This is a genomic window from Labrys okinawensis (assembly GCF_047345005.1).
Lineage (GTDB): Bacteria > Pseudomonadota > Alphaproteobacteria > Rhizobiales > Labraceae > Labrys > Labrys okinawensis.
The window spans coordinates 2,732,541-2,752,390 of record NZ_CP178864.1; the positions used below are offsets into that span (position 1 = coordinate 2,732,541).

Genomic DNA, 19,850 nt, shown 5'->3' on the forward strand with positions numbered 1-19,850 from the left:
CATGAAGGAGAAGTTGCTGATCATCGGCAATGGCATGGCCAGCGTCCGGCTGTGTGAGGAACTTCTTGCCGCGACCGGCGGGCGCTTCGACATCACGGTGGTCGGCGCCGAACCGCATGCCGGCTACAATCGCGTGCTGCTTTCCGCGCTGCTCGCCGGCGATATCGGCGAGGCCGACGTGAAGCTACGCGACAGAGCCTGGTATGCCGCCCGAGGCATCACCCTGATCACGGGCAGGCGGGTGACCGGCCTTGATCCCGCCGGGCGTCTCGCCAGGCTTGATGATGGCTCAAGCTTGGCGTTCGACCGTGTGGTGCTCGCAACCGGGTCGACGCCCTTCCGCCTGCCGATTCCCGGCATCGGCATGCCGGGGGTGACCACCTTCCGTGACCTTGCGGACCTGCCGATCCTGCAGGAGGCCTCGCGCCGCCGCCAACGCGTCGCCGTGATCGGCGGAGGCCTGCTTGGCATCGAGGCCGCTTATGGCCTCGCCAAGGGTGGCGCCGAGGTCACGCTCGTGCATGTGATGGATCGCCTGATGGAGCGCCAGCTCGACCGGCGCAGCGCCGCCTTCCTCAAGCGCGCCATCGAGAAGAAGGGCATCGGGGTCATGCTCAATGCCCAGACGGCGGAGATTGCCGGCAGTGGGCAGGCGGAGGCGCTCATATTCGCCGACGGCTCGCGTCTACCGGTCGATCTCGTGGTGGTCGCGGTGGGCGTGCGTCCTGCCGTCGATCTTGCCAAGGCGGCGGACTTGCCCGTCAACCGCGGCATCCTGGTCGATGATCGCCTCGCCACGATCGTGCCCTTCATCCACGCCATTGGCGAGTGCGCCGAGCATCGCGAGACGGTCTATGGCCTCGTCCAGCCCGCCTACGAGCAGGCGGCCGTGCTGGCGCGTCATCTCGGTGGCGACGCGAGCGCGACTTATGTGGGTACGGCGCTTTCCACCAACCTGAAGGTCTCCGGCATCCCAGTCTTCTCCGCCGGCGATTTCCTGGGCGAGCCGGGCACAGACGAGATCATTGTGGAAGATCGCGGCGCTGGCCTGTGCAAGCGCCTGGTGGTGCGGGGTTCGACACTGGTCGGTGCCGCTCTGGTCGGCGAGGCCGACGACGCGCTCTGGTATCGCGACCTCATCCGCACGGGCGCAGACATTGCGCCGATGCGTCAAAGCCTGATCTTCGGGCGCGCCTTCTGCGAGACGCTTGCCCCTGTCGCCAGGAAGGAGGCAGCCTGATGGGCAGCGACTTCAGCGCCGACCAGAAACGCTATCTCGAAGGCTTCGTTTCCGGCATGCAGGCCGTGCGCGGTGCCCGTAACGTTCCGCCAGCCGCAGCGCCCCCGGTCCCGACAGGACCCGATGCCGCCCACCTCCTCGCGCAGGATGCCACGACAGGCGTCGGCAAGAAGCTCGTGGACCAGGAGAAATGGAAACGGGCCGAACATCCCTTCGACGCCTGGCCGCGCCTGAAGGGGCAGGCGAGGGACGGCACCTTCCCCAAGCCCGAGGACAATTTCCGCTGGCGCTACTTCGGCCTCTTTTACGTCGCACCCGCCCAGTCGAGCTACATGGTGCGCCTGCGTATCCCGAACGGTATCCTCAATCATTGGCAGTTCGCGGGCATGGCGGATGTCGCCGAGCGCATGGGCGGTGGCTACGCCCATGTCACCACCCGAGCCAATCTGCAGATCCGCGAGGTGATGCCCGAGAATGCTCCAGCGGTCGTCGAGGCGATCCAGGACCTCGGCCTATGCTCGCGCGGCTCGGGCGCCGACAATATACGGAATGTTACCGGCTCAGCCACCGCCGGCATCGATCCGCAGGAGATCGCCGACACCAGGCCGCTCGCTCGCGAATGGCACCACCATATTCTCAACGACCGCTCGCTCTACGGGCTGCCGCGCAAGTTCAATGTCGCCTTCGACGGCGGCGGTCGCATCGCGACCCTCGAGGAGACCAACGATATCGGCTTCCAGGCTGCCTTGATCGGCGGCGAGCTCTGGTTTCGCCTCGTGCTCGGCGGTATCACGGGCCATCGTGACCTCGCCCGGCCAACCGGTGTGTTCTGCAAGGCGGACGAATGCTGCGCCATCGCGGACGCCATCGTGCGCGTTTTCATAGACAAGGGCGACCGCACCAACCGCACCAAGGCACGCATGAAGTATGTGCTCGACGCCATCGGCTTCGAGGCCTATCTCGCCGCCGTCGAAGACAAGTTTGGCCGCAAGTTGACCCGATTGCCGGAGACGGACGCCGCGCCGCGCGCGCCCTTCGACCGCGTTGCCCATATCGGGGTGCACGCCCAGCGCCAGCAAGGCCTCAACTGGATCGGCGTGACCCTTCCGGTCGGCAGGATGGACTGCGCGCAGATGCGCGGACTTGCCGCCATCGCCCGGGACTTCGGTGATGGCGATATACGCCTCACCGTCTGGCAGAACCTACTGGTCTCGGGCGTGCCCGACGCGCAGGTCGAGACTGCTAAAGCAGCAATCGAGGCGCTCGGCCTGGATTGGAAGGCGAGTTCCCTGCGCGCGGGCCTGGTCGCCTGCACCGGTGCAACCGGATGCAAGTTTGCCGCCGCCCATACTAAGGAGCACGCGCTGGAGATTGCCGAGCATGTCGACGCTCGCATGACACTCGATGTGCCCGTCAATGTTCATCTCACAGGCTGTCACCATTCCTGCGCCCAACACTACATCGGCGACATCGGGCTGATCGGCACCAAGGTCACCATCAACGAGGAGGGCGATCAGGTCGAAGGCTACACCATCGTCGTGGGCGGCGGCTTCGGCGACCAGGCCCGAATCGGACGTGAGCTTTGGAGCGAGGTGAGGGCGACGGATTGCCATGTCAGGGTCGAGCGCCTGCTGCGGGGCTACATGGCGCATCGCCATGGCCCGGATGAGAGCTTCCAGGCCTTCACCAGCCGCCATGAACCTCAGGAACTCAGGACTCTTGCCGAGAACATGGAGCTTGCAAGCGCATGAATATGCTCGCCATACCGCCCCAGCGTTCGCTTATTCCCGAGAATGCTCCCTTCACGCCGGAGCAGCGCGCCTGGCTCGACGGGTTTTTTGGCGCCGTCCTGGCTGCCGAGGGTGGCATGGCGCCGCTGGAACCAGCGCCGGCCGCGCTCGCGCCGGCTGGAGAACCAGCACCTGTCCTGGCTGACAATGACGAGGCGCCCTGGCACGATCCGAGCATGCCGTTGGACGACCGCATGGCAATGGCCGGCGATCGACCGCTCGCCCCGCGCCTGATGGCGGCCATGGCCCAGCAGGATTGCGGCCAGTGCGGCTACAACTGCGCCGACTATGCCAACGCGCTCTTCCTGAAGAAGGAGGAGCGCCTGACACTGTGCGCGCCGGGCGGCAAGGAAACCGCCCGCATGCTCAAGCAACTCGCCGCCGAGCTCAGCAAGGGGGCAGCCGGGCCTGCGCCGGTTGCTGAAATTGTCGGCACGGCGCCGCCAGCGTCCCCGGTCGAGGCCGGCCGTTCGCGTGACAATCCGGTTCCAGCGCGCTTCCTGTCGCGGTGGCGGCTGAACGGCGCCGGATCCGCCAAGACCAGCTGGCACGTCGAGTTCGATCTCACCGAGAGTGGCCTTGACTATGTCGCGGGCGACAGCTTCGGGGTGTTCCCCAAGAACATGCCGGGACTGGCCGACCAGATCATCGCCGTCCTGGGAGCCCGGCCCGAGACCGCCATCGGCGGGAAGACCCTGCGTGATATCTTGATCGAGGACGTCTCGCTCGGCACGCCGCCCGACAGCCTGTTCCAGCTTTTCTCCTATCTCACCATCGGCGAACAGCGACGCAAGGCGCGGGCTCTGGCCAACGGCGAGGATCCGGACGGCGATGCCGCCACGCTCGACGTGCTGGCGACCCTCTACAAATTCCCGAGCGTGCGGCCTGGAGCGGAGGCATTCGTTGAGGCGCTCGAACCCCTGCAGCCGCGCCTCTATTCGATCTCCTCCTCCCACAAGGCCAACCCCGGCCGCATCTCGCTGACCGTGGATGGGGTGCGCTATCGCATCGGCTCGCGCGAGCGTATCGGCGTCGCCTCGACCTTCCTGGGTGAGCGCATCGGCGCAGGGGAAACCCTCAACGTCTATGTACAGAGGGCGCACGGCTTCCGTCTGCCGCAGAATTTGGACACGCCTGTGATCATGGTCGGCCCGGGCACCGGGGTCGCTCCCTTCCGGGCTTTCCTGCAGGAGCGAGCCGCGCTCGGCGCCAAGGGGCGGAACTGGTTGTTCTTTGGCCATCAGCACCGCGATCATGACTTCTTCTACGAAAGCGAGCTCGCAGCCCAGCGGGATAGTGGTCTGCTCACGCGCCTGTCTCTCGCCTGGTCGCGCGATGCCGAAGGCAAGTTCTACGTGCAGGACCGGATGCGCGAGGTCGGCCCAGATCTGTGGCAGTGGCTGGCTGAGGGCGCCTATTTCTATGTCTGCGGCGATGCCAAGCGCATGGCCCGCGATGTCGAGCGAGCGCTCGTCGACATCGTGGCGCAATGGGGGGCCCGTTCGACGGAGGAGGCGGCAAGCTTCGTCAACGGCCTCAAGAAGGCCGGGCGGTACCAGGCGGACGTGTATTGAGGAGGCGGGAATGAACATGAAGGTGCTCGCGCCCGATGCGCTTGTTATGACGCCGGTCTCCACCAGCATACCCACGACCTGCGCTTACTGCGGTGTCGGTTGCGGCGTGGTCGCCGCTCCCGATGGGGTCGGTGGTGCCGCGATTGCCGGCGACCCGGTCCATCCCGCCAACCTCGGCCGGCTTTGCGTGAAGGGCGCGGCACTCGGTGAGACCCTCGGCACGCACCATCGCCTGCTGCATCCACTGATCCACGGCGTGCGGACCACTTGGAACCGGGCGCTCGACGCCGTCGCCAAGGGGATACGCGACACCCTCGACATGTACGGGCCCGATGCCGTGGCCTTCTATCTCTCCGGCCAGTTGCTGACCGAGGACTACTACGTCGCCAACAAGCTGATGAAGGGCTTCATCGGCTCGGCCAATGTCGATACCAATTCGCGCCTGTGCATGGCCTCGACAGTCGCCGGCCATTATCGGGCCTTCGGCGAGGATATCGTGCCGAACTGCTATGAGGACCTGGATGAGGCCGACCTCATCATCCTTGTCGGATCCAATGCGGCCTGGTGCCACCCGGTACTCTGGCAGCGCATGGAGCAGGCAAGAGCGAAGCGCGGCACGCGTATCGTCACCATCGATCCTCGCCGGACGGTGACCGCAGACAGCGCCGACCTGCATCTGCCCATCGCCCCCGGGATGGACAGTCTGCTCTTCGCCCGCCTGCTCGTTGAAACGGCCGAGCGAGGCTTGGTCGACGAGGCATATGTCGAGCAACACACGGCGGGATTTGGGTTGTCGCTCGCAAATGCGCGCTCCATCGCTCCCGACCGCGCCGAGACGGCCAGGCGCTGCGGCATCATCGAGACGGATCTGGCCGCATTCATCGAATGGTGGCTCGCAACACAACGCACGGTGACCTGCTTCAGCCAGGGCGTCAACCAGTCGGCGCAGGGTACCGACAAGGTCAACGCCATCCTGAATGTTCATCTGGCCACCGGCAGGGTCGGCAAGCCGGGCTGCGGCCCGCTGTCGCTCACGGGCCAGCCCAACGCCATGGGAGGGCGCGAGGTCGGCGGGCTCGCCAACCAGCTCGCCGCTCATATGGGGTTTTCCCCGGAGGAGGTCGACCGCGTCGGCCGCTTCTGGCGGGCTCCCCGCATGGCACGAGGCGAAGGCCTCAAGGCGGTGGCGATGTTCGAAGCCATCGAGCGCGGCGAAATCAAGGCGCTCTGGGTGCTCTGCACCAATCCGGCGGCGAGCCTGCCGCGAGCCGATGCCATGCGAGCGGCGCTACGCAAGCTCGACTTCCTCGCCGTTTCCGACGTTCATGCCCATGCCGACAGCCTGGTCGAGGCGGCCACCGTCGTCCTGCCGGCGACAGCCTGGGGCGAGAAGAACGGTACGGTCACCAATTCCGAGCGCCGCATCTCGCGTCAGCGCCCGTTCCTACCAGCGCCCGGGGAGGCGAGACCGGACTGGTGGCAGATCTGCGAGGTCGCCAAGCGCCTCGGCCACGCCTCCGCCTTCGACTATGCCTCGGCGGCAGAGATCTTCCGCGAGCATGCAGCATTGTCCGCCTTCGAGAATGCCGGCACACGCCTGTTCGACATCGGCGCCCTCGCCGATCTTTCGGACGAAGCCTATGACGCCCTCGAACCGGTGCAGTGGCCTTTGCCGAGGGGAGCTGTGGCCGGCACTCCCCGGCTGTTTGCCGGAGGCGGCTTCCGTCATACCGATGGCAAGGCGCGTTTCGTGGCTCTCGCCATGCCCGAACTCAAGGCTGTGCGTAGCGCCGATTATCCGCTGCTGCTCAACACCGGCCGGGTACGAGACCAGTGGCACACGATGACACGCACGGGCCTCAGCCCGCGCCTGGCTCAGCACCGGAATGCGCCCTTCGTCGAGGTTCACCCTGCCGACGCGGCGGAGCATGGCCTCGTCGATGGGGGATTTGCCGCCGTGAGCAGCATCCATGGACAGGTGGAGTTGCGTGTCGTCGTCACGAACACCCAGCAGCGGGGCAACCTGTTCGCGCCGATCCACTGGACGGATGCCACGGCCTCGCGCGCGCGGGTCGGATCGCTGGTGCATGCCCTCACGGATCCGGTGTCGGGCCAGCCCGACTCCAAGGCGGTCCCGGTGTCGATCCGGCCTTGGGCGATAAGGGCGCAAGGCTTCATCGTCTCGCGCCGACGCTTGCCAATGCCCGCCTGGCTTAGCCATGCTCGCACGGTCGTCGAGGGCGGCGAGGTCGTCAATTTCGCCAGTCCGCGTGCACCGGATGCCCTGCACGACCTGTTGTCGAACTGGCTCAATCTATGGACGAGCCCCCTCAACCAACGAGACCTGGCCTCCAGCCTCTTCCGCTCGGCCTCGCTGGTGCGAAACCGGCTGGAGATCCTGCTCTCCACCGGCCCCGAGCCGGACGAGACGGGCCTGGCCTGGGCGACGGAGCTGCTGGCGCGGGATGCGATCGATGCGGTCACGCGCCGTTTCATCCTGGCTGGCCGGCCTGCTTCGGTCGGAACGAGCGGCGGCCGGCAGATCTGCGCCTGCTTCGGCGTGCGCCAGGCCGCAATTGAGGAAGCTGTGAGAGAAGGAATCGACAGCGTGGAGGCAATCGGCACAAAGCTGAAGGCCGGCACCAATTGCGGTTCCTGCCGGCCGGAGATCCGCAAGCTGCTGGAAGAGGCGAGAGAGGGAGCAGCCTGAGTGCGGGAGTTAGCTCCGCGCAAAGGACTCTCGCCGCGCGCCTTGCTTCACGATCGCGCCTGGCGGACATTGCTGACATGAGCGAACCACCCCTCCACGTGCTGCTGATCGACGACAATGCGGTACGCGCCTCCGTGATCGAAGGGGGCCTGCGCGAGGCTGGGCACCAAAGGGTTACGGTCGTCAGCCAGATGCGGCACTTGTTGCGCCAGATCGTCGAGGCCGACCCCGATGTCATCTTCATCGACCTCGAAAACCCCAATCGCGACGTGCTCGAGCAGATGTTCCAGGTGTCGCGCAGTGTGCATCGCCCGGTGGTGATGTTCGTGGACCAGTCCGACAAGGCCGCGACCGAGGCTGCGATCGATGCCGGGGTTTCGGCCTATGTTGTGAACGGCCTGCGCAAGGAGCGAGTGAAGCCGATCCTCGACATGGCGATCAGCCGCTTCAATGCCTTCCATCGCCTGCGAGAAGAACTCGACCGTACCAAGCAGGCGCTGGAGGATCGCAAGTGTATCGACAAGGCCAAGGGCATCCTGATGAGGAGCAAGGGGATTTCCGAGGAAGAGGCCTATGCCCTCTTGCGCAGGACCGCGATGAACGAAAGCCGGCGGGTCGCTGACGTGGCCCGTAGCCTCGTCACCGCCGCCAAACTGCTGGGTTGAGGATGGCTGCTGATGGGCGTTGAGGCACGGGGCGAGGATCGGGGCAGCGAAAGAAGCGAGCTCACACTGGGCTTCATTCCACTGGTGGATGCCGCCCCGCTGCTGGTGGCGCGGGATAAGGGATTTGCGATCGAAGAGGGCCTCAACCTGACCCTGATGCGCGAGACCTCCTGGGCCAATATCCGCGATCGCGTCATGCTCGGCCATTTCGACGCCGCGCATATGCTCGGGCCGATGCCGATCGCCTCGGCACTGGGCATCGGCCACGTCGAAGTGCCTATGATCGTGCCGTTCTCATTGAGCCTGGGTGGCAACGCCATCACGCTTTCGCCCGCTGTCTTCGCCGGCATGCAGCACCACGGTGCCTCGTTGGATTCGAACCCGGCTACGATAGGCGCGGCGCTTGCGCGGCTGGTCATCCAGCTGCGCCAGGAAGGCCGGCCCGCGCTGACGCTGGCCGTGGTCCATCCCTTCTCGGGCCATAACTACGAGCTTCGCTATTGGCTGGCCTCCGCCGGCATCGATCCGGATCGCGACGTTCGCCTCATCGTGCTGCCTCCCCCTTTCATGGTGGACGCCATGCTGGAGCGGCAGATCGATGGCTTCTGCGTCGGTGAACCCTGGAACTCCATGGCGGTGGACGCCGGGGCAGGGGTGATCTGCGTCAGCAAATCGGCGCTGTGGAGGCAGGGACCCGAGAAGGTCCTTGGTTTCCGTTCCGATTTCGCTGATCGATCGCCGACTGTGCTCAAGGCCCTGCTGCGGGCCCTCTATAAGGCCGCGCAATGGGCGGGAGATCCGGCGAACCAGGCCGAGCTCGCCGGCCTTTTGTCACTGCCCGCCAATCTCGGGATCCCTGCCGGCATCATCGCCCGAGCCTTAGGCGGCGCCATGGTGCGGCGGCAGGGCGATGACGCCCGTGCGGTCCCCGATTTCCTCGTGTTCCATGACCATGCCGCGAATTTCCCCTGGCAGAGCCACGCTTTGTGGTTTTATTCGCAGATGGTACGCTGGGGACAAACGCACTTTTCGCCCGAATTCGCGGCGCGTGTGCGAGGTGTCTATCGCCCGGATCTCTATCGCGCCGCTCTTGCCGACAGCGGCATCGACCTTCCCCGGGCCAGCGCAAAGGTCGAAGGCGCCTTGGTGCGGGCAACGCCCGTCGCTTCAAGGAATGGCACCATGACCCTGGGCCCCGATGGCTTCTTCGATGGCCGCCTGTTCGACCCCGACCAGCTGGAGGCCTATATCCGATCATTTCGAGACTGAATCTCAGCGAACGAGGTCTGCGCAGAGAGCGGCTTCCGCCGCTCCGACGAGTTTCCAATGCTCGTTATCGGGTCAAGCTCTAAATTCTACGCTGACGACTAGTAGGAGAGCAAAGTATTAATTTATGAATTTCTAATTATTACATTAGCCATACTATTCAACAAACTCAGCGAGATTCGGCGCATCCCGGCAAGCAATTCCTCGACAAAAGCAACAAAGGCACCTGCCTTCGCACTTTCCATTCGCCATATTGGGTAAACGGCCCAGATCTCTGCGCTTGGCAAGAACAGGTCGCAAGGTGCGGCGTCGGAACTCGACGACAATGGCTTCCTCTGCAGGGCTCAGGATCGTGCTCCTCGGCGCTTTCAGTCCCATAGGCTCATCGCTGGTCGTGGTGCGATTGCGCCACTTGCTGATGGTCTTGGGGTTCAGACCACCGCGGACGACAAGGGTCCGGCTGCTGTCTTGCGACGCTTGGAGTTCGGCTCGAATGCGCGGCGTCGTGCGGGCGCGTGCATTTCATAGCGATTCCATCAAGTCGCTATGTGCTTGGCCTCACGCAAAAGTAGGAATGGCGGAGCAAGTAGCGAGAACGGCAAATTGGCAGGTCGCCCCAGTGCGATGAAAAGTGCTGCTCCCGGCAAGGCTGAACCTTACCGAACCAGCAGCGCCGTCACAGACAAGGCCAAGCGGGTCCTTTCATTTAATGGAAAAAAATCACACGTGTTCCCCACATAATGTTGACGGCTGCCATTGCATCACATAGTTAATACGTGGGATATTTTCCCACAAACTGAGCTGCTGAGCCCTTGAATATTCGAACATGTGCGGCGACCTCGGATAGGGGCGGCGCGCTCCGGCATGCCCCTGGGATCGGCCAAAGCAATATCTGGATCTCGCCCGCCCGATGTCATGCGACATCCGCGGCGTTTTAATCAGAGGAATGTCGGTGCGGATTTTGGTAACGGGTGGTACGGGCTTTGTCGGCAGCTGGATTGTGAAAAGCCTGGAAGAGCGCGGCGTCGAGGTTGTTGTCTGCACGCGAAAGACTCAGCGTGCCGGCGGGAGCAAATTTCTGACCGCGGATCTCCTTCGGCCGGCAGCCGTGGAGGAAATGCTTGCCCAAACCAAGCCCGACATCGTCCTGCATGCTGCTTGGTGCGTCGACCATGGCAAGTTCTGGAACACTCCCGCCAACCTCGACTGGGTGACAGCGACCCTGCGCCTCCTTCAGGCAGCCAAGCGCCACGGCGTCCGGCGATTTGTCGGCGTTGGGACCTGCTTTGAATATGCCTGGCCGACGGAAAGCGATTGCAAGGAAGCGACTACGCCGATCCAGCCAACCAGCCTGTATGCGGTCACCAAGGACGCGACCCGGCGAATGATCGAGGAATATTCGGCTGGCAATCAGCTCGAATGCGCCTGGGGGCGGCTTTTCTATCTATTTGGCCCCAACGAACATCCGGACCGGCTGGCCTCATCCGTGGCAATCAAGCTGGCCCGCAATGAGCCGGCACCGCTTTCATCCGGCAGGGCAATCCGGGATTTCATGGATGTGCGCGATGCCGGAGCCGCTCTCGCAGCTCTCGCCGTTTCATCGGTGGTCGGGGCGGTCAATATCGGGAGTGGCGAGGCACTCAGGATCGTGGATCTCGCCAGGGCGCTCCAGCGCGCTGCCGGCGGAGCTGGCCAATTGAATGTAGGGGTCCTTCCGGATCGCGCCAATGAGCCACCACGCATTGTCGCCGATGTAGGCAGGCTGCACAGCGAGGTCGGCTATCACCCCTCGGTCTCCGTACGGGAGCGGCTGGTTGAAACCTATTTTTGGTGGCAGCAGCACTTCGTGAACGACATGGCAAGATCGCAAGATCTATCGGCTCGACTTTGACAGGCAGACGTCCACGGGCGCGGATAGATCGAGAGCAGTAGTGGATCGGCTCTCTCAAAGGCAAAATAAGAAAAATACCGAAATCCGAGCTGCTTCGCCGTTCGGGCGCCAATGGAAATGAGATCATGTCCGACGATGCCGTCGATAGCTCGTTAAGCGAAGGTATAGCCAGACGGCGCGCTGATTGACCGCGGGAGGGAAACGATGGCGGGCGTAGCAAATTGACGTCTTCCGCAACGATACCTCAGCTTGGACGTTTTCGTGACAATGCCCTCTCCAGTACGACAGGCACTTTCGCGTCAGATCCGCTTCACTGCCAGCCGCACGCCAGTGTCGGGGCGGACAGTCATGGCCATGGTCGGCGTCGGCAAGGAATGTGGCCCCAACTCGAAACGGAAGCGCGCGAGAAGCGTAGCCAGGATGATGTGTGCCTGCATCATCGCAAAGTTCGCGCCGACGCAAATGCGCGGACCCGCGCCGAACGGAAGATAAAGATAGCGGTCGCGAGCGCGGACGGCTTCCGATGAAAACCTGTCCGGGTCAAATTCATTCGGGCGCTCCCACCACATCTGATGGCGATGGAGCGCGTAGATCGGGAGGAAAAGCACGTCGTTCGGTTGGACCTGCCGGCCAACGAGGGTGTCAGTTATTCGGACATTTCGCGCCAGCATGCCGACCGGCGGATAAAGACGCATGGCCTCTTCGATCACCTGTTTCACGTAGGGCGTCGCTTCGATGTGACTGGCGCCTGCCGGCGAATCCCCTAGGGCTGCCCGAGCTTCTGCCTGCGCCCGCTGCTGCGCCTCCGGATGCAGTGCCAGGAGAAGCAGCGACCAAGACAGTGCCAGCGCTGTCGTTTCGTGGCCGGCCACGATGAAAAACTGCATGTTGTGCAGAAGATCCGTCGGTGACATGCGTCTGCCTGTCTCGGGGTCTTGAGCCTTCAGCATATGGTCGAGCAGGTCGTCGGCGCCGCCGTTTGCCTCCCGTCGCCGGGCTTCTATGGCCCGGGCTACCATGCTGTGCATGGTCCGAACCGCGCCGAGACCGAGCAGCACCCCAGGCCGAGGGATCCAGTCCGGCACCCGAAGAAAGTCTAGCAGGGACGCTTTCCCTGCGGTCTGGAAATATCTGAGGATGGCATGGCTATAGGCGTCGGCGTCGAAGTGCTCGCGGCCAGACAAAGCCACCTCGCAGATCACGTCAAAAGTGGCAGACAGCATCTCTCCGACCAATTCAGGATATTCGCTGTCAAGCATCAGCCGCTCAGCCGCTCGCTCGGCTGTTGCCGTCATCACTGGCGCCAGTGCCGTTACGTTGCGTTGTGCGAACACCGGCGCGACCGCTCTACGTTGCCAGCGCCACGAGTCACCTTCCGAGGTGAACAGGCTGTCGCCGACGGCCGGGCGCAACATGCGCAGCATCACCTCTGATTTTGGATAGTTTTCGACGTTGTCCAGAAGGACGCGGCGAAGGGCGCCCGGATCCTGCACCATATGCCAGCGCGCACCCATGCGCCCCGACACCATCGGCTGTCGGTAAGCCAGCTCCGGGATAATCTCGAGCACGTTGCGCCGGGCGGCCCGGAGGGATTGTAGGATAGAGAGAGGGCGCGATGGAGGCGCAACGGTCGGCGGCAACACCATGGATGTGTAGTGCATGTTCGAGCGCCTCAATTGAGAATTCCGTATCCGTAAGAGCACTCGAGTCCGAGCATACGTCCGACGAGTACATGTGGACCAACGTTTAGTGCATCCCAAGGAAACACGATTGAGCCTAATTCGGGGCACTGTCGTGCAAATAGATCAAAGCGCGCAGCATCCTCAGGTTTCATAGAATGGAGTGGGGCTCGTAGCGCCGGCCCATTCACGCGCTGCAATGATAAGAAGCGCACCAGCCAGGGCAAAATCCTTCTCAAAGTGCAGAAGCTGATTCGGATCAGTCCAGTTCATGTGGAAGATCAACGCCGTGCTTGCGCAGAAGAGCGCGAGAATGAACTCCGCGTAGCGCAGTCCGACGCCGGATATCAGCGAAAGCCCGCCGAACAGCTCTACGAACAGGGCGCCCGGCAGTAGGATCGCTGGCAGGCCATATTGCGCCATGTAGGCGATGGTCAGGTCCAGATGTGTGATCTTGAACCAGGATTCATGCAAGAACAGCACGGCGATCAGGATACGGCCCGCAACGATACCGTAACGGTTGAGACTTTCCATTATCGTGTCTTTCCGGAAGGAGTGATTGGGCATCGCACCAGCAGGGAGAGGGCCCACGGGATACTGGGGCTTGGGGTATCTACCGCCCAGGCGGCAGTGCCGATCAAAAGGCCAGCGAAGGCAAGGCTGATGGTGCGAAACCTAGTCATTTGAAGCTCCTGTGCGGGGGCCTGATGCTGGGGTGACAGAAGCAAAGACCGTAGCCGAGGAGGCTTTATTCCCTATTTGCAGGTAAAATATTTTACCTGCGATGCGAATAAATTGACGTCCAACAACTGGTAGGAGTGCCAAAACGTTACCTGAGCATGGAATGCCGCTCCTTCGCCGGCCGGGCTGGATTCTCAAGTATGCAGAATATCCGAGAACAGACATGCGACCGAATTCTCGCATAAACTGGACTTCTTGGACCAAGCTCAAGAAATTCTCATCTCAATCGGCCTCTGAACACCAGCCCGGCGTTCGAGTGGACGCAAGGGGAAACGACTCGTTGTCGCTTTGGTGCCTAGCGGGTTTAATCCTGGCGGGCGTATTGCGAACGGAACTCCAGTGGCGCGTCCTCAATGCCACTCTGGGAATGTCGCTCGCTGCATCGATCTTGCCAATCTGGCTTTGATACAAGGAGCCCAGCGAAAATGGAGATAATCGGACTGATCGGCGGCATGAGCTGGGAGAGTTCGGCACAATACTATCGCATTATCAATGAAGGCGTGCGCGATCGCCTCGGGGGCGTCCGCTCTGCGCGCAGTCTCATGTTCTCCGTCGATTTCGGGGAGATCGAACGATTGCAGCACGAAGGTGAGTGGCAGGCCCTCACCGGCCAAATGATCGACGCGGCGCAGCGTTTGGAGCGCGGTGGCGCGGACTTTGTGCTGGTCTGCACGAACACGATGCACCGCATGGCCGACGATATCGCAGCGAGCATTTCGATCCCGCTGCTTCATATTGCAGACCCTACAGCTGACGCTATCAAAGCGGCCGGCTTTCAGCGTGTCGGGTTGCTCGGCACGGCCTTCACAATGGAGCAAGATTTCTACAAGGGTCGGCTGACCGATCGCTTCGGGTTGGAGGTCCTGGTGCCTGACGACGCCGACCGCAGCATCGTCCACGAGGTGATCTATAGCGAGCTCGTCGTTGGAGAGGTTCGCGCCACGTCACGTGCTGCCTACCGTGAAATCATCGCGCGTATGATCGAGCGTGGCGCCCAGGCCATCATTCTGGGCTGCACCGAGATCATGTTGCTGGTGCGTCCCGAGGACAGCGCCGTGCCCCTGTTCGATACCACGACCTTACATGCACAAGCTGCTGTCAAACGGGCTTTGCGCGGCTTGAGCCGCTAAAATCATAGGGCGCCCCGATTGCCATCATTCCAACTTCGTCGTCGAAGGCATCGACAACCGTTTGCTCGTAGCCGAACTGATCAAGAACGGCTGGATTGTCACGAGCTCAGAAGCACCGGCTACGGTTCAGCTCATGATCAACGCGGCGCATCACGGCGTCGCGGTTCCCTTCACCACGGCCGCGACCGAGATTGCCGCGGATATTCGGCAAGGCAAACGGGGCGACGGTGGCGAAGGCTGGGTCTATTCGAAGGTCGCGGTGCATGTCGCGCGACGGGAAGGCAGCTTCAGCCGGTCACAATCAAGTAGCGCCCAACCCCCAACCATTTGAGCGCGATCCATGGACGGTTCGCCCCTTGAGCGCGAACTCGATGGCAGCGCGAATCTTGGACGAGAGTTGGCGCGAAGCTGCATAGACCGCCAAGAGATCACGGGGGGAAGGACGCCAGCCGTCGAGATCGATCTCAACCAACTCGCGACCAAGTGCCCCTCCGACGAGGGCATCAGGCAGATAGCCTAGCCCCATCCCACGCTTGACCGCGCCGTGAATGGCCGCTGCATGCGACAGCACGAGCTTGATCAAGCCGATGTCGATGCCCAAGGTGACAGGACCCGCGCCCTGATCGGCGCGATCGCGGCCGAATTTGATCGATCGCTCGCGATCAAGGGCAGAAATCTTGCATTTTCCGAGTTCTCGCTTCAGAAGATCAAGCGCTGCAGCCTTAGATCGAAGCGGTGTCTTGCCGACAGCGGTCATGTCCTGGATGTGGAAATCGACAAGTTCGCCGAAGGTCTTGATCTTGGTGATGCGAGAACTGGTCGGAGTCTCGCCGGGATGAGCCTGGACGTCGGCACCCAGAGCCCACCGCCGGGCATCGTCGCAGCGCTGGAAGGTCTCGCTGACATAACGACCCCTGCGCCGAATTTGGACGCGCCAGGAGCCGGAAGGAACCTTCGTGGACGTAGCCATTTTTCGTGTGCAATCCGTGTGCATTCGGAACTGAAATCGGGTCGAACAGGGTCAAATCGAGGCCTAGAATCGGGTACCTCAAATTGATCCAAGAATTTGATGTTACGGAAAAAAATGAAGAAGTATCAAGGATATAGATTTGCTGTAGCGCCCATGATGGACTGGACGGACCGGCATTGCCGCTTCTTCCACCGCATCCTGTCGAAGCGCGCGCTGCTCTATACCGAGATGGTGACCACCGGAGCCGTGATCCATGGCGACCGGCAGCGTCTGCTCGGCTTTGCAAGCGAGGAGCATCCGGTGGCGGTGCAGCTTGGTGGCTCCAACCCGAGAGATCTCGCCGTGGCGGCCCGCATCTGCGCCGATCTTGGCTATGACGAGATCAATCTCAATGTCGGCTGCCCGTCCGATCGCGTGCAGGAGGGGCGCTTCGGCGCCTGCCTGATGGCGGAGCCTGAGCTGGTTGGCGAATGCGTTGCTGCGATGAAGGCGACTGTGAGCGTGCCCGTCACTGTGAAGTGCCGCATCGGCATCGACGAGCAGGATCCCGAGGCGGCGCTCGACCGTATCACCGCGACCGTACGTGCGGCCGGCGTCGATGCGCTCATCGTGCATGCCCGCAAGGCCTGGCTGAAGGGCCTCAGCCCCAAGGAGAACCGCGATGTACCGCCGCTCGACTATGGCCGCGTCTATCGCCTGAAACAGGCCTATCCGGATCTGCCCATCGCCATCAATGGCGGCATCAAGGATGCCGACGCCTGGCGCGAGCATTGCGCGCACCTCGACGGCGTGATGATCGGCCGTGAGGCTTACCAGAACCCCGAGATCCTGCTCACGGTCGATCCCATGCTGTTCGACGATGCGGCGCCGGTCGCCGACAGCTTCGAGGCGATCGAGGCGATGGCTCCCTATATCGAGGCGCGGCTGGCCGAGGGCGTCAGGCTGAGTTCGATCACCCGCCATATGATCGGCCTTTTTCCGGGCCGCCCGGGTGCGCGGCTCTATCGCCGGCATCTGGCGACCGAGGCGGTGAAGCCGGGCGCGGGGCTCGATGTGCTGGTCGACGCGGCTGGCCATGTGCGGCGCGCCATGGAGGCGAAGGCGGCGGCGTGAGAGCCACCGCCGATCACTTTCTCTCGACCCGTATGGGGCACCTTCGCCAGCCTCTGCGCCAAAGGCCGGTGTTGCGCCGCAAGGCTTTGTGGCGGCTGTATTTTTGCCCGAAGCCTGTATTTGTCAGTCCGGATCTTTCCGTCACGATGTAGCACTCAGCTACTACCCAACACCGGCCAAGTCGCGCTACAACATCCTGATGGGGAGGCGGCAGCAGGCAGAGTCGGTCCGCGACAAGGACGTCTGCCGCACCTCGGGCCACTAAAGCGTCTTGCGATTTGACGGGCTCGGCGAGAGTCGCAAAGACGCGTCGGAACAAAGAGCTAGAGTAAAGCAGTGTTTGCGCTTAAGCGCGCTTTGCTCTGGGATCTGGGAGGGTTCGATGGTCGAAATCATATCAAGGCGCGATGGCCCGCGCCGCGAGGACGATGCGTTGCGCCGTATCATCGGCGATAACCGCGCGACGATCACCCGCCTTGCCGATCATCTCACGGGTGGCGGCTATTCGGCCTCCAAGGCTCCGAAGCAGGCGCCCAAGCCGCAGGGGCTCATCATCCATGATCTCGGGTCCGGCAGGCCGGCGGAGGAACCGCATCCCGTGGTGCGGATCAGCCTCAATGGCCGCGTCATTCTGGTGGACGAGAACTCAAGCCGGCAGATGCATCATCTCGGTGAGATCCGCGTCCGCCAGGGACGCGAAGTCTTCGCGCTCGCCACTGTTGAGAACGGCTTCTTTGCTCCGGTCGATGCCGAGATTGCCGGGATGCTCGCGGAACTCGATGGTTGCGTGCTGGAAGGCGAGGAGGGCGAGCAGGAGCTGGCGGCGGAAGTCGGCAAGCGTCTCGGTCTCGCATGAGGCGCGGGTCTGGTCAGTGCAGGCAATGGAAATCACATTGGCAAGGATGACATTCGAACGAGCGATGTGAAGCACTCATGGCGATTAATGTCGGTTCAGATGGAAAGCAGCCCTTGATCCCGCACCCCGCCGATCAGGCGCGCCCCCTGGCGCTTGCGGAACTCGACTATGACGAACGCCGCACGATGGCTGCCTGGGAGAATCTGCTCTCCGGGGAGGCGGGCCTCTCCCGCGGCCGCGCCCCGGTGCGTACGCTGATCCAGGATTCCTGGCTGCGCTGTACCAGCGGCGGCATCAATGCGCTGCAGAACGAGGCGCCGCTCACCAGCGATCAGGAGGAGATCGAGAGGCTCAGCCGGTCCAGCAAGGAACTCGTCCTGGCGGCGCGGCGCTCCTTCTTCGCGCTCGGCCAATTGCTGCAGGGCACCGGTGCCATGCTTGTCCTCGCCAACGAGGACGGCACCCTGATCGATGCGGTCGGCGACAAGCGCACGCTGCACGACGGCATGGATATCCACCTCGCGGTGGGCGGCACGTGGACCGAAGGCGTTGTCGGCACCAACGGCATCGGCACGGCGCTGTGGACGGGCGAGCCGGTTTTCGTGCATGCGGCCGAGCATTTCTGCGCCGGCATCAAGACCTGGACCTGCGCCGGCGCGCCGATCCGCGATCCCTTTGATGGCAAGATCATCGGAGTGGTCGATCTCTCCGGCCACCCGGATATCTTCCGGCCGCACAACACCGCCCTGGTGGCCGCCGCCGCGCGCGAGATCGAGAAGGCGCTCGCCGACCAGCAGAGCGAGGAGCGCACACGGCTTCTTGAAACCTTCATTACTTCGGCCCCGCGCTACCAGCGCTCGGACGGCCTGATGATCGTCGATCACCATGGCCGCGTCGTCTACACGGCCAACCTGCCTCAGCGCATCGAGCATGGACTGCTCGGCCAGCCTCGGCAGGGCACGCCGCGGCGTCTGACGGATCTCAGCGATCCGCGCGGCCTCGACGAACTGGTGAGTTCGCTGCCGCGGGAATTCCGTTCCTGCCATGTCAATCCGCTGGAGCTCGACGGCGATCTGCGTGGCGCGGCGCTGGTATTCCCTCCGACGCCGGCCGCCCCGCATGTGTCGATGCGCGATGGCGGCCCCTCGGAACGAATGCGCGAGGCCACCGCCCTGATCGTCGGTGAGAGCGAAGAGATCCGCAAGGCGGTGGACGTCGCCTGCCGGGTATCGCAATTCGCGGACCTCACCTCGCTCCTGATCGAGGGGGAGACTGGCGTGGGCAAAGAGCTCTTCGCCAAGCTCGTGCATGCCGGCAGCCGGCCAAACCAACATGCTCCTTTCATCGCCGTCAATTGCGGGGCGATCACGCGCGAATTGTTCGGCAGCGAATTGTTCGGCCATGTCGCCGGCGCCTTCACCGGCGCAGCGCGCGAGGGCAAGCCGGGCGTGTTCGAGCTTGCCAATGGCGGTGTGCTCAGTCTTGACGAGATCGGCGAAATGCCGCTCGACATCCAGCCTTTCCTGCTCCGCGTGCTGGAAGACAGAGTCGTCAACCGCATCGGGGAAAGCCGCGGCCGGCCTGTCGATGTCCGCCTCATCGCTTCCACCAACCGCGATTTGCGGGGCGAGGTGGAGGCTGGCCGCTTCCGGCGAGACCTCTATTACCGCATCAGCGCCGTTTCCATTCAGGTGCCGCCCTTGCGCGAGCGCGGGCAGGACATCCTGCTGCTGCTCGAGCATTTCAACGCCAGGCTCGCGAGCCGGATCAATGGCGAAAGGCTCACCTTTAGCAATGACGTGCTAGACGCCCTGCTGGCCTATCAGTGGCCGGGCAATGTTCGCGAACTCAGGAACCTCGTCGAGAAGCTGCATCTTCTCAGCAATGGCGGCGACGTCACCCTTCGCGACCTCCCCGGGGAGATCACGCAGGCCGACGGGTTGGCGCCGCCCGCGCTCCTGCCGCCCGGCCGGAAACCCGAGGGTGGCTCCCACATCCTGGAGGAGGCCGAGGGTGAGGCCATCCGCAATGTCCTGGCGGCCGAGGGTGGCAATCTCAGCCGTGTGGCACGCCGGCTCGGCATTTCCCGGCCGACGCTCTATCGCAAGCTCGAACAGCACGGCATCCGCCGCGGGTTTGTATAGGGGAAGTACTGAGGCGACGAAGCGCGACCGGAGCCTTCTCCACGAAGCTGGGGAAGGTGGCATTGCGAAGCAATGACGGAT

At 63.3% G+C, this 19,850-nt stretch carries 15 protein-coding genes and 1 pseudogene; 12 read left to right on the forward strand and 4 right to left on the reverse strand.

Translation table 11 applies throughout. From position 1 onward, the window contains the following. Nucleotide 1: 1 nt before the first annotated feature. The 6 genes from ACMDCR_RS12715 (at nucleotide 2) to ACMDCR_RS12740 (ending at nucleotide 9,248) form a co-directional block, all read left to right on the forward strand. The gene (locus tag ACMDCR_RS12715; protein WP_413992873.1) at nucleotides 2-1,240 is read left to right on the forward strand and encodes an NAD(P)/FAD-dependent oxidoreductase; all 1,239 of its coding nucleotides are present in this window, start codon (nucleotides 2-4) and stop codon (nucleotides 1,238-1,240) included. Then, nucleotides 1,240-2,991, forward strand: coding sequence for a NirA family protein (locus tag ACMDCR_RS12720; protein ID WP_413992874.1), 1,752 nt, complete (start codon nucleotides 1,240-1,242; stop codon nucleotides 2,989-2,991). Before ACMDCR_RS12715 ends, ACMDCR_RS12720 begins: the two co-directional genes overlap by 1 nt. Further along, nucleotides 2,988-4,604 (forward strand): sulfite reductase subunit alpha, encoded by a 1,617-nt coding sequence (locus ACMDCR_RS12725; protein ID WP_413992875.1) that lies wholly within the window; start codon nucleotides 2,988-2,990, stop codon nucleotides 4,602-4,604. The genes ACMDCR_RS12720 and ACMDCR_RS12725 overlap by 4 nt, the downstream gene beginning before the upstream one ends. A gap of 46 nt (nucleotides 4,605-4,650) precedes the next feature. Next, nucleotides 4,651-7,314: a molybdopterin-dependent oxidoreductase gene (locus ACMDCR_RS12730; RefSeq protein WP_413993605.1), complete on the forward strand. Its 2,664-nt coding sequence runs from the start codon at nucleotides 4,651-4,653 to the stop codon at nucleotides 7,312-7,314. Nucleotides 7,315-7,391: 77 nt separating this feature from the next. Then, entirely contained in the window at nucleotides 7,392-7,979 is a 588-nt protein-coding gene (locus ACMDCR_RS12735) for an ANTAR domain-containing response regulator (protein ID WP_413992876.1), read from the forward strand. Nucleotides 7,980-7,991: 12 nt separating this feature from the next. Beyond that, a complete protein-coding gene (locus tag ACMDCR_RS12740; RefSeq protein ID WP_413992877.1) occupies nucleotides 7,992-9,248 on the forward strand; it encodes a CmpA/NrtA family ABC transporter substrate-binding protein in 1,257 nt (418 codons plus the stop codon). 285 nt (nucleotides 9,249-9,533) lie between these two features. On the opposite strand, the pseudogene ACMDCR_RS12745 reads toward ACMDCR_RS12740, so the two are convergent. Further along, nucleotides 9,534-9,740: pseudogene (locus tag ACMDCR_RS12745) on the reverse strand (IS481 family transposase); the annotation flags it as partial. 457 nt (nucleotides 9,741-10,197) lie between these two features. Here ACMDCR_RS12745 and ACMDCR_RS12750 point away from each other — a divergent pair. After that, nucleotides 10,198-11,136, forward strand: coding sequence for an NAD-dependent epimerase/dehydratase family protein (locus ACMDCR_RS12750; RefSeq protein ID WP_413992878.1), 939 nt, complete (start codon nucleotides 10,198-10,200; stop codon nucleotides 11,134-11,136). Between the two features lie 299 nt (nucleotides 11,137-11,435). Here the strand turns inward: ACMDCR_RS12750 and ACMDCR_RS12755 are convergent, their stop codons facing one another. Then, nucleotides 11,436-12,797 carry a cytochrome P450 gene (locus ACMDCR_RS12755; protein WP_413992879.1) on the reverse strand — a complete coding sequence of 454 codons (1,362 nt, stop codon included), beginning with the start codon at nucleotides 12,795-12,797 and terminating at the stop codon, nucleotides 11,436-11,438. 162 nt (nucleotides 12,798-12,959) lie between these two features. Next, the gene (locus ACMDCR_RS12760) at nucleotides 12,960-13,349 is read right to left on the reverse strand and encodes a DoxX family protein (RefSeq protein ID WP_413992880.1); all 390 of its coding nucleotides are present in this window, start codon (nucleotides 13,347-13,349) and stop codon (nucleotides 12,960-12,962) included. A 632-nt stretch (nucleotides 13,350-13,981) separates the two neighbouring features. Here ACMDCR_RS12760 and ACMDCR_RS12765 point away from each other — a divergent pair. Further along, on the forward strand, nucleotides 13,982-14,686 hold the full coding sequence (locus ACMDCR_RS12765) for an aspartate/glutamate racemase family protein (RefSeq protein WP_413992881.1): 705 nt from the start codon (nucleotides 13,982-13,984) through the stop codon (nucleotides 14,684-14,686). A gap of 61 nt (nucleotides 14,687-14,747) precedes the next feature. Beyond that, nucleotides 14,748-15,017 (forward strand): hypothetical protein, encoded by a 270-nt coding sequence (locus ACMDCR_RS12770; protein ID WP_413992882.1) that lies wholly within the window; start codon nucleotides 14,748-14,750, stop codon nucleotides 15,015-15,017. Here ACMDCR_RS12770 and ACMDCR_RS12775 read toward each other — a convergent pair. Continuing rightward, nucleotides 14,988-15,656 carry a LysR substrate-binding domain-containing protein gene (locus ACMDCR_RS12775; protein ID WP_413992883.1) on the reverse strand — a complete coding sequence of 223 codons (669 nt, stop codon included), beginning with the start codon at nucleotides 15,654-15,656 and terminating at the stop codon, nucleotides 14,988-14,990. The two genes, ACMDCR_RS12770 and ACMDCR_RS12775, sit on opposite strands and share 30 nt — an antisense overlap. A gap of 114 nt (nucleotides 15,657-15,770) precedes the next feature. Between ACMDCR_RS12775 and dusA the strand changes: the two genes are divergently transcribed. The 3 genes from dusA (at nucleotide 15,771) to ACMDCR_RS12790 (ending at nucleotide 19,769) form a co-directional block, all read left to right on the forward strand. Continuing rightward, nucleotides 15,771-16,769, forward strand: coding sequence for a tRNA dihydrouridine(20/20a) synthase DusA (gene dusA, locus ACMDCR_RS12780; RefSeq protein ID WP_413992884.1), 999 nt, complete (start codon nucleotides 15,771-15,773; stop codon nucleotides 16,767-16,769). A 382-nt stretch (nucleotides 16,770-17,151) separates the two neighbouring features. Continuing rightward, nucleotides 17,152-17,625, forward strand: coding sequence for a hypothetical protein (locus ACMDCR_RS12785; protein WP_413992885.1), 474 nt, complete (start codon nucleotides 17,152-17,154; stop codon nucleotides 17,623-17,625). Nucleotides 17,626-17,738: 113 nt separating this feature from the next. Continuing rightward, nucleotides 17,739-19,769 carry a sigma-54-dependent Fis family transcriptional regulator gene (locus ACMDCR_RS12790; RefSeq protein WP_413992886.1) on the forward strand — a complete coding sequence of 677 codons (2,031 nt, stop codon included), beginning with the start codon at nucleotides 17,739-17,741 and terminating at the stop codon, nucleotides 19,767-19,769. Nucleotides 19,770-19,850 lie beyond the last annotated feature (81 nt).